The following is a 9,804-nucleotide window of genomic DNA, read 5'->3' as shown; positions in this document are numbered from 1 at the left end:
ATCTAAGCGAAACGTTGATTCGACGGCGTTTTTCGCCACTTTCTCCCTCATACGATTTTCACTTTTCTAATCTGCTGATTCGTGTTATATTGGATACGTTCGTTTTTTCTATCGTTTCGCTCGAACTGGATCGGAAAAAAGGAGTGTAACAATGAAAACATTTATAAAAGAAAGAGGACTGGCCTTCTTCTTAATCGCGGTCGTCCTGTTATGGATCAAAACGTATGTCGGTTATGTCCTGAACTTCAACTTAGGAATAGACAACACGATACAAAAAATATTGCTTTTTGTGAATCCTCTTAGCTCAAGCTTGTTCTTTCTTGGCTTTGGACTCTTGTTCAAGAAAAAATTACAGCAGACAGCCATTATAGTGATTCATTTTTTAATGTCTTTTTTACTGTACGCCAACATTGTGTACTACAGATTTTTCAATGATTTTATTACAATTCCGGTCATTATGCAGGCTAAAACAAACGGCGGCCAACTCGGAGACAGCGCATTTTCGCTGATGAGACCGACTGACGCCTTTTACTTTATCGATACGATCATCCTGATCATCTTGGCGATCAAAGTAAACAAGCCTGCCGAAACGTCAAGCAAAAAATCGTTCCGAATTATTTTTGCGTCTTCAATTCTTGTGTTCTTGATCAACCTGGCAGTTGCGGAATCAGACCGTCCTGAATTGCTGACAAGATCATTCGACCGGAACTATCTTGTGAAATACTTGGGAACATACAATTTCACGATTTATGACGCTGTACAGAATATCAAGTCCAACAGCCAGCGCGCGCTTGCCGATTCCAGCGACGTGACGGAAGTGGAAAACTACATGAAAGCCAATTACGATGTGCCGAATAACGTGTATTTCGGCAAAGCGGAAGGAAAAAACGTCATTTACGTTTCACTTGAATCTTTGCAGTCATTTATCATCGACTATAAAATTGACGGCAAAGAAGTGACACCGTTCTTAAATAAACTGGCACATGATAACGAAACGTTCTACTTTGATAACTTTTTCCACCAAACGGGACAAGGTAAAACATCTGATGCTGAATTTATGATGGAAAACTCTCTGTACCCGCTGGCTCAAGGTTCAGTTTTCGTAAACAAAGCGCAAAACACGCTGCAATCCGTTCCGGCGATTCTGAAGTCTAAGAATTACACATCTGCTACTTTCCACGGGAACACGCAGACGTTCTGGAACCGTAACGAAATGTACAAGGCGGAAGGCATTGATAAATTCTTTGATTCTGCTTACTATGACATGAACGAAGAAAACACGAAAAACTACGGCATGAAAGACAAACCGTTCTTCAAAGAATCAATGCCGCTGCTGGAAAGCCTGCCGCAGCCGTTCTATACGAAGTTCATTACCCTGTCTAACCACTTCCCATTCGGAATGGATGAGGGGGATACAGACTTCCCGGCTGGAGACTTTGGTGACTCTGTCGTCGATAACTACTTCCAGTCAGCCCATTACCTTGATCAGTCCATTGAACAATTCTTCAATGATCTGAAAAAAGACGGGTTATATGATAAATCGATTATTGTGATGTACGGAGACCACTACGGCATCTCTGAAAACCACAATAAAGCGATGGCGAAAGTGCTTGGCAAAGATGAAATCACTGATTACGACAATGCCCAGCTTCAACGGGTGCCGCTCTTTATCCACGCTGCCGGCGTGAAGGGCGAGAAAGTTCATAAATATGCCGGAGACGTTGATGTGGCTCCTACCATTCTGCATCTGCTCGGAGTGGATACGAAGGACTATCTGATGTCCGGTTCTGATATTTTATCGAAAGAACACCGTGAAGTGATTCCGTTCCGAAACGGAGACTTTATTTCACCGAAGTACACGAAAATATCCGGTAAGTATTACGACACGAAAACCGGAAAAGAACTCGATGAATCCGAAGTCGACAAGTCAGAAGACTCGCTCGTCAAGAAGGAACTTGAAATGTCCGATAAAATCATAAACGGAGACCTGCTGCGGTTCTACGAGCCGAAAGGTTTTAAGAAGGTGAATCCTTCTGATTATGATTACACAAAACATGACGAAGATTCTTCCGAAACGTCAAAGGATAACGAAGATAAATAAGAAAAAGCGGAGAGGGCAACCTCTCCGCTTTTTTATTTGACAGCAGCCCTCAATTCTTCCGCCGCAAATTCCACATTCGGGCCAATAATGACTTGAACCGATTGCCCCCCTGATTTGACAACCCCTTTTGCGCCTGCTTTCTTTAGCAGCGCTTCATCCACCAAAGCGGTATCCTTCACAGTCAGTCGCAGCCTTGTGGCGCAATGATCAATGGTTTGAAGGTTTTCTTTTCCGCCGAGCCCTTTCAGCATGATGTTTTCATTTACATCCTGAACAGTATTTTCATCCAGCACTTCATCTACATCATCGTCTTCCCGTCCAGGCGTTTTTAAATTCAAAGCCTTAATCAGTACATAAAACACGATAAAGTATACTGCCGCATAGCATATACCTACCAAAAGCAGAAGCAGCGGTTTTTCCGCGATTCCATAGCTGAGCACATAATCGATAGCTCCGGCTGAAAAAGAGAAGCCTGAGCGGATGCCGAGCCAGTTGACGATAAATAAAGATAACCCGGTTAAGACCGCGTGAACAGCGTATAAAAGCGGAGATAAAAACATAAATGCAAACTCAATCGGCTCCGTAATCCCTGTGATAAACGCCGTTAAAGCAAACCCAATCATCATCCCAGCCGTCGCTTTCCGTTTAGACGGCTTCGCAGTCACAACCATAGCCAGACACGCCGCCGGAAGACCGAACATCATGATTGGGAAGAATCCGGTCATATATGTGCCCGCTGTCGGATCTTTCGCGAAAAAGCGCGCCAGATCCCCTGTCACTCCGTTATATTCCCCGAATTGGAACCAAAAAATATTGTTCAGCACATGGTGAAGGCCAAGCGGAATTAACAGCCTGTTGAATAGGCCGAATATGCCTGCCCCGATGCCGCCGAGCCCCAGCATCCACTCTCCAAATGAGTTTATACACGATTGAATCGGCGGCCAGACGACTCCGAATATGCCCGCTAAAATGATCGTAATAATGGCTGTTAAAATCGGCACAAGCCGTCTGCCACTGAAGAACCCGAGATATTCAGGCAGCTTGGTATCCTTGAAGCGGTTATAGGTGTAACCGGCAATTAAACCGGCAATAATTCCCCCAAACACCGCCATGTTATTTGTTTTATCAATTGTCTTTGTTGCCGCGTCAAGCATCAGATACGATATCGCCCCTGATAAACCCGCTGCCCCATTGCTGTCTTTTGAAATGCCGATGGCAATTCCGATCGCAAAAATAAGCGGCAGATGATCAAAAACCGCCGTCCCCGCCTGATAGACAAACGGGATATTAAATACATCCTCTCTGCCAAGCGCAAGGATAATTCCAACCGCAGGCAGAACTGCAATCGGGAGCATAAATGACTTCCCGAGTTTTTGTAAAAATGAAAGCATACCCATCCCCCTCATACCCTTTTTTTTCAAATATACCACATAAGATATCTAGTGATCTATACCAATTTTCCCGGGGGTATTTCTTTTTTCCCAGGTCCGTGTGTTTCCTATTTTTAAGACAGTTGTGGTAAGCTTAATCTAGATTATTTAAAAAGAAAGCGGGAATGACAGATGATTGTAACAAACGATCAAGAATTAGAAGGCCTGAAAAAAATCGGAAGAATCGTCGCGCTTGCGCGTGAAGAAATGAAGCGGAAGGCAGAGCCCGGCATGAGCACAAAAGACCTTGACCTTATCGGAAAAGCTGTGCTTGATGAGCATGGCGCCGTTTCAGCTCCTGAGAAGGAATACGATTTTCCAGGCGTGACATGCATCAGCGTAAATGATGAAGTGGCTCACGGCATACCAAGCACATCCAAAATTTTAAAAGCAGGGGACCTTGTCAACATCGACATCTCCGCTGAATTTGGCGGCTTCTATTCCGACACAGGCATCTCATTTGTGCTCGGTGAAGGAGAAGAACGCCTTCATAAGCTTTGCCAATGCGCGGAAAACGCTTTTCAAAAGGGGCTTCAGCAGGCAAAAGCGGGCAAGCGCCAAAACCAGATCGGAAGAGCCGTTTATCATGAAGCACGCTCTCAAGGCTTTACCGTCATCAAAACCCTGACCGGCCACGGAATCGGCCGAAGCCTGCATGAATCGCCGAATCACATCATGAACTATTATGATCCGTTTGATAACGCACTGTTCAAAAATGGCACAGTCATCGCGCTTGAACCGTTTATTTCAACGAAAGCAGAAACGATTGTTGAAGCTGGAGACGGCTGGACGTTCAAGACGCCGGATAAAAGCATGGTTGCCCAAGTTGAACACACGATCGTCATCACAAAAGATGAACCGATTATCCTGACGAAACTGTAAAACACATTCCGGGCTTCCGGCAGGTTTAACCTCCTCCATTAGCAGGTAAAACATCATTATTCTGCACGAGGAGGTCTTGCAATGAACAGAGATCAAGAAAAAATCCAAATTGAAAACGAAATGAACGCGATGCATGGCACAATAAAAGAAGACATTTTAAAAGACTTTGATGAATTTAAAGGCTACCTGAAAAAACAAGTCAACCGAGGCAAAAAGCTGGGATTGGATGACGGCAAGCTTGTGAAAAGCGCTGCGATCCTGGGAGACTATCTCGCAAAGCATGAAGAGCCGCAAAACGGTGAAGAAATGCTGCTGCAAGAGCTTTGGAGCGTTGCAGACGAAGATGAGAAAGAACATTTGGCACAGCTTCTGGTCAAATTGGTTGATAAACAATAAAACATGAGCCGGGCGATATGCGCCCGGCTTTCTTGATATTATCACAGCCCGGCTCTTTCAGATATGCTACACTACTATTATGTCTGTGAAAGGAGCCTTTATCTGCATGTGGTTTATTATTTTCGGCATCATTTTTTTCATTGAAGGCATCATTATAACCGTTTACGGCGTTAAGAAAAAAAACGGGATGCTCACATATATCGGCATTGTTTTCGCCATTATGACATTTGGCGTTGTCATGATCAAACTAACCGGCCATTAAATCATATTCGGCTTTTGCTCCGCATATACATACAGAAGAACATTCGCACATCTAGTTCGAAAGGCTCAGTTTTCCCCGCATCTCTTTTCAGCATCTTTTTATAGATGTTACAATGCCAATCGTTTCGAAATCAGATAGGGAAAGGAGTTTTCTGACATGCATTACGGCAGTAAAGGCTGGTATGTGGCAGAACTAAAAAAGCAGGGGATCACGCACCATGAGGGAAGAAAGCTTCAAAGCTATAAAACCTATTTTCTTGCCAACCTGCTTGAAACAAAGAAAAAACAATCTTAAATATGGCAAAGCCGCGCACGTTGATATGCGCGGCTTTTTTCTATTCAACCGGCAGCAGCCTGTCCTTTTTTTTCATAAAGGACGCTCTCCAGCTTTCCGATAGTGCAGCCTCACTTAAAATCCGTTCAATGGCGGTGAGATTTTTTGCATCATGGTAGTTGATGCGGTTGGCGAACTGGACGGATATGCCCTTCTCTCCTCTGGACAGCAATTCAAGGTTCGCGCCGGGAGACACCCTGCCCTCCTCCAGCACGCGAAAATAAAACCCTGTATAGCCGGTTTGCTGGACCTTCAGCACCATTTCTTTTACACCAAACTTTTTCGCCAGCTTTACACACGGCTGGCGCGGCTGGCTGACCTGAACAACAGCTTCATCAAGCCTGAACACATCCCCGATGCAAACATTCTCCTCAGTCAGGCCCGCGACCGTCAGATTTTCTCCAAATGCGGCATTTGACAGCGGTCTTGAGAGGAACTCTTCCCAAAACGGATAATGCTCCGCCGGGTAGACACAGACAGCCTTATCAGGTCCGCCGTGGTTGACGAGGTCCGCCTGTCCGTCTCCTTCAAAATTCTCCCGATACAGCATGACGGCTGATTCAGCCGGACGCTTCATGATGCCGGTATCGATTTTCTTTCCGTCATATTCAAGCGTCTGCGGTTTTCCCAGATTAAGAGAAAGAACTGAATAGCGCTCTGGTTTCATACAAACACATCCCCTTTACAGGTTGTAAAATGATTGATTATCATAAAAAGAAAAGGTGGTTTTTACATGCTTCAATACCGAATCATTGTAGACGGCCGGGTTCAAGGTGTGGGCTTTCGCTATTTTGTTCAAATGGAAGCTGATAAGCGAAAACTGGCCGGCTGGGTCAAAAACCGTGATGACGGGCGTGTCGAGATTTTGGCAGAGGGTCCGGAAAACGCCCTGCAATCGTTTGTTGAGGCTGTAAAGAACGGAAGCCCTTTCTCAAAGGTTACCGACATCTCTGTGACTGAATCCCGCAGCCTTGAAGGCCATCATCGATTTTCTAGTGTTTACTCATAAGGCTTATCTTGATAAAAATAGTTCGGCTTAACGATTGAGTTATCATAGGATCGGTGGAAGATATGAGTGGCAGCGGGTGAAATTGGCGGAATCAGCCACGTCCAGTCCCCCGTCAGCTTTCTGCCCGCTTCTTCCTCCTGTTCTTCAAACCGTTTAAACTGGCTTGCCGCTGTATGATGGTCAACGATGCTGACACCCTGCTTTTTATACGAGTGCAGCACAGCTTTATTCAATTCAACTAGCGCTTGATCCTTCCATAAATCCGTATTGTAATCAGCGGCGATGCCGATCACGGACGCTACTTTTTTCAGCTTGTCGTACCGCTTTTCATCTGCGAGGTTTCTCGCTCCGATCTCCGTGCCCATATACCAGCCGTTAAATGGCGCGGCATTATAATGAATGCCCCCGACCTCAAGCTTCATATCAGAGATGATAGGCACGCCGTACCACTTCAGCTCCAAATCAGAAAACGCCTCGATGTCCGGATGTGTGATTGGAACCTCGATCACAAGTGAACGCGGCAGCTCATACCAGACAGGCTGTTCGTCGCCTTTCATGCGAAAAATGAGCGGCAGCAGGTCAAAATCCGTTCGTTCTCCGCGCCAGCCGAGCTCTTCGCAGGCTGCTGTCAGGGAACAGGAAGCCGGGTCGCCGATTCTTTCTCCGTCTGACTCATATCCAGCGTACCGGATCAGCTGATGATTCCAGATCTCGACTTGCTTTTCACCCTTCTCTTCCGGAGGGAAAATCGTAATGGTCGGTCTGATTTTCCCGTTATTGGTGGCGGTTTCAATATGGTGAAAGAGGGCGTCACGCACTTCCTCCTTCGTCCGGACGTCTCGTCTGTCAATAACATTCAGCGAATTCCAGAACAATCTGCCGATGCAGCGGTTGCTGTTTCTCCAAGCCATTTTCGCTCCGTGCTCCAGCTCTTCCTTCGTATGTACATAGCTTCCGGTCAGGTCAATTTCACTTTTAATGTCCTCGAGACGGTCTTTCACTTCCTCCTCCTTTCCCAATTCCTGATAGCATGCGGCAATAAACGCTTTCGCTTCGTTCCAGAGTATTTCTTTTTCTTCCAACAAACTCTCCCCTTCACATCACTTCATGCTTTTCATTGTATCGTTTTTAAGCGGCAAGACAAATGATTTTTCTGCAACTTCCTGGAAAACAATAAAAAACACCCGCGTGGTGCGGGTGTCAAATAGACGATAACCGATTTGCCAATTCAGTTAAGTCACTTCGAAAGTTTTTGCCGGTCATCGGTATGCCGTGCCCTGTCAATAACGCTTCCGGTTCAAGACCGGCCAGCTTTAGAATGGACTCCGCGGCCGTCTCTGTGTCAGGCGTGAAATAAGCCGGCGGCCCGTGAAGCTCCTGTTTTTGTATCAAGACGTCAGCCATTTTCTCCTGTTCCACTGTAATAACAGCATCACCTGCCACAAGCACGCGGCCGTCATCGCGGAATAACGAAATATGGCCCGGCGTGTGTCCTGGTGTCGCGATCCACATCCACTCGTCAAGAAAAGGAACTGAACCGTCTTCCGGCAGTGCCTGGACATGTGAGGAAATATCGATAGAGTGCCGCGGAAACAACGGCGACAGCTTGGCGACCAGCCCGCTCTTGCTGTCAGGACGAGCCGGAGGATAACCCTCTTTACCTGTTACATAGGGCATTTCCCGAGAATGGACATAAACAGGCACATCCCAATGCTCAAGGATTTCTTCGATTGCCCCAATATGGTCAAAGTGCCCGTGTGTGAGAATAATCGCCTTCAGCTGAAACCCTTCACCGAATCTTTGTTTGGCTTCATTGACAATCATGCCGGCTGATTGAGGCATGCCGGCATCAATTAAAACAAATGAGTGAGGTTCAGAAGGCAGCTGAATAAAATAGACATTCGCAATTTGCACAGTCAGGCCGTGCACCCCTTTTGCCGCTTCGAACCCCGTTCCGCTTCTGACTGAAGTCAGCGGCATATAAGGATCACTCATAATGACACCTCCGGAATGTTGTATGCCGTTAGTGTGTGTCATTACGCCTGAATTATCATACGGAAATAGAGATCGCACCGATCAATAGAGCGATAGCCGTCATGACGATCACTGCAAGAACCGCCCATTTCAATGCGAATTTTTGATGGTCATCAATAGAAACTCCGACGAGCCCGACAAGCAAATGAGTGGATGGCACAAGCGGACTCAGCATATGAATCGGCTGGCCGATAATAGAGGCTCTGGCAATTTCCACTTTATCCACACCGTATGCGACAGCTGTTTCTGATAAAATCGGCAGCACCCCGTAGAAATACGCGTCATTCGGCATCAAGAATGTGAAAATGCCGCTTGTTAAGGCAACAATCGCTGGGATCAATCCGCCCATTTGTTCCGGTATCATGGACACGAGCGAGATCGCCATTTCATCAACCATTTTCGTGCCTGTCAAAATCCCCGTGAACACCCCCGCGGCAAAAATCATTGAACCGATAGCCAGCACGTTGCTGGAATGCGCCGCGATGCGCTGTCTCTGATGCTCGAGATTGGGATAATTCACAATCAGCGCAATACAAAACGCAATGACAAACAGTACGGTTAAACTGACTTTACCCGATACTAAACATCCTATTAAAGAAAGCGTTAACAATAAATTGAACCACCAAAGCTTCGGCCGCTTCCACTCATCTTCAACCGCAGCAGCCGGTTCATTGGCATTGGCTGGCTGTTTCAGTTCAATCACACCAAGGCGCTTTCGTTCCGCTTTTCCAAGCACATACGCAACTGCCACCATACAAAGCATCCCGCTTGCAATGACAGGAATCATCGGCCCTGTAAGCTCAGCTGGATCAACCCCCAGCGCACTCGCCGCCCTCGGCGTCGCACCGCCCCATGGAATCGTGTTCATGATTCCCATGCCGACTCCCGCGATTCCTGCCAAGATAATTGGCCGGATGCCTAGCAGCAAATAGAGCGGAAGCATGGCGCTTGTCGTAATCATGTACGTTGTCGAGCCATCTCCGTCCAAGGCGACGAGCATTGTAAGGACCGCTGTCCCGACAACAATTTTTAAAGGGTCTCCTTTGACCATGCTTAAAATTTTGCCAACCATTGGATCAAACAGGCCTGTATCAATCATAATTCCAAAATATAAGATCGCAAACATAATCATGACCGCAGTCGGCGCGACTTGCTGAATCCCCGAAATCATCATGTCCCCAACTTCAGTAAATCCAAATCCGGCGATAAGCGCAAACACAATCGGCGTCAAAACTAATGCTGTTAAAACAGAAAGCCGTTTTGTCATGATCAATGCCATAAACACAAGCATCATGAGAAAGCCTAAGATTGCTAACACATCCATTCCCCCTTAAATGAATCCGCTTACATTTTTTCT

11 protein-coding genes are annotated in these 9,804 nt (G+C 46.3%); 6 read left to right on the top strand and 5 right to left on the bottom strand.

All coding sequences use genetic code 11. The annotated features are described in order from the left end of the window. Positions 1-151: 151 nt before the first annotated feature. Positions 152-2,101 carry a lipoteichoic acid synthase gene (ltaS, locus tag RAC86_RS29665; RefSeq protein ID WP_003233694.1) on the top strand — a complete coding sequence of 650 codons (1,950 nt, stop codon included), beginning with the start codon at positions 152-154 and terminating at the stop codon, positions 2,099-2,101. Between the two features lie 32 nt (positions 2,102-2,133). On the opposite strand, the gene nagE is transcribed toward ltaS, so the two are convergent. Next, entirely contained in the window at positions 2,134-3,492 is a 1,359-nt protein-coding gene (nagE, locus tag RAC86_RS29660; protein WP_003243372.1) for an N-acetylglucosamine-specific PTS transporter subunit IIBC, read from the bottom strand. A gap of 171 nt (positions 3,493-3,663) precedes the next feature. On the opposite strand from nagE, the gene map reads away from it, so the two are divergent. From map to RAC86_RS29640, 4 genes are all read left to right on the top strand, one after another. After that, positions 3,664-4,413 carry a type I methionyl aminopeptidase gene (gene map, locus RAC86_RS29655; protein WP_038428604.1) on the top strand — a complete coding sequence of 250 codons (750 nt, stop codon included), beginning with the start codon at positions 3,664-3,666 and terminating at the stop codon, positions 4,411-4,413. Between the two features lie 81 nt (positions 4,414-4,494). Continuing rightward, positions 4,495-4,809 (top strand): DUF3243 domain-containing protein, encoded by a 315-nt coding sequence (locus tag RAC86_RS29650; protein ID WP_003233700.1) that lies wholly within the window; start codon positions 4,495-4,497, stop codon positions 4,807-4,809. Between the two features lie 106 nt (positions 4,810-4,915). Further along, a complete protein-coding gene (locus RAC86_RS29645) occupies positions 4,916-5,071 on the top strand; it encodes a hypothetical protein (protein WP_032722995.1) in 156 nt (51 codons plus the stop codon). Positions 5,072-5,227: 156 nt separating this feature from the next. After that, complete coding sequence (locus tag RAC86_RS29640) at positions 5,228-5,365, top strand: YflJ family protein (protein ID WP_003239885.1); 138 nt, start codon at positions 5,228-5,230, stop codon at positions 5,363-5,365. A gap of 40 nt (positions 5,366-5,405) precedes the next feature. Here RAC86_RS29640 and RAC86_RS29635 read toward each other — a convergent pair whose 3' ends face one another. Then, a complete protein-coding gene (locus RAC86_RS29635; RefSeq protein ID WP_038428602.1) occupies positions 5,406-6,071 on the bottom strand; it encodes an MOSC domain-containing protein in 666 nt (221 codons plus the stop codon). Positions 6,072-6,137: 66 nt separating this feature from the next. Here RAC86_RS29635 and RAC86_RS29630 point away from each other — a divergent pair, with 66 nt between their 5' ends. Beyond that, complete coding sequence (locus RAC86_RS29630; RefSeq protein WP_038428601.1) at positions 6,138-6,413, top strand: acylphosphatase; 276 nt, start codon at positions 6,138-6,140, stop codon at positions 6,411-6,413. Here the strand turns inward: RAC86_RS29630 and nosA are convergent. The 3 genes from nosA to citM all read right to left on the bottom strand — a co-directional run bounded on the left by nosA (position 6,404) and on the right by citM (position 9,765). Beyond that, positions 6,404-7,495 carry a nitric oxide synthase gene (gene nosA, locus RAC86_RS29625; RefSeq protein ID WP_003233711.1) on the bottom strand — a complete coding sequence of 364 codons (1,092 nt, stop codon included), beginning with the start codon at positions 7,493-7,495 and terminating at the stop codon, positions 6,404-6,406. The two genes, RAC86_RS29630 and nosA, sit on opposite strands and share 10 nt — an antisense overlap. Positions 7,496-7,613: 118 nt before the next feature. Beyond that, positions 7,614-8,408 carry an MBL fold metallo-hydrolase gene (locus RAC86_RS29620; protein WP_080529060.1) on the bottom strand — a complete coding sequence of 265 codons (795 nt, stop codon included), beginning with the start codon at positions 8,406-8,408 and terminating at the stop codon, positions 7,614-7,616. A 55-nt stretch (positions 8,409-8,463) separates the two neighbouring features. Next, positions 8,464-9,765 carry an Mg(2+)/citrate complex secondary transporter CitM gene (citM, locus tag RAC86_RS29615; RefSeq protein WP_003242978.1) on the bottom strand — a complete coding sequence of 434 codons (1,302 nt, stop codon included), beginning with the start codon at positions 9,763-9,765 and terminating at the stop codon, positions 8,464-8,466. Positions 9,766-9,804: the final 39 nt, after the last annotated feature.

This window comes from Bacillus sp. LR_5 (assembly GCF_042709275.1).
Note: the sequence above shows the minus strand (reverse complement) of the source record. Positions and strands in the feature narration are given on the sequence as shown.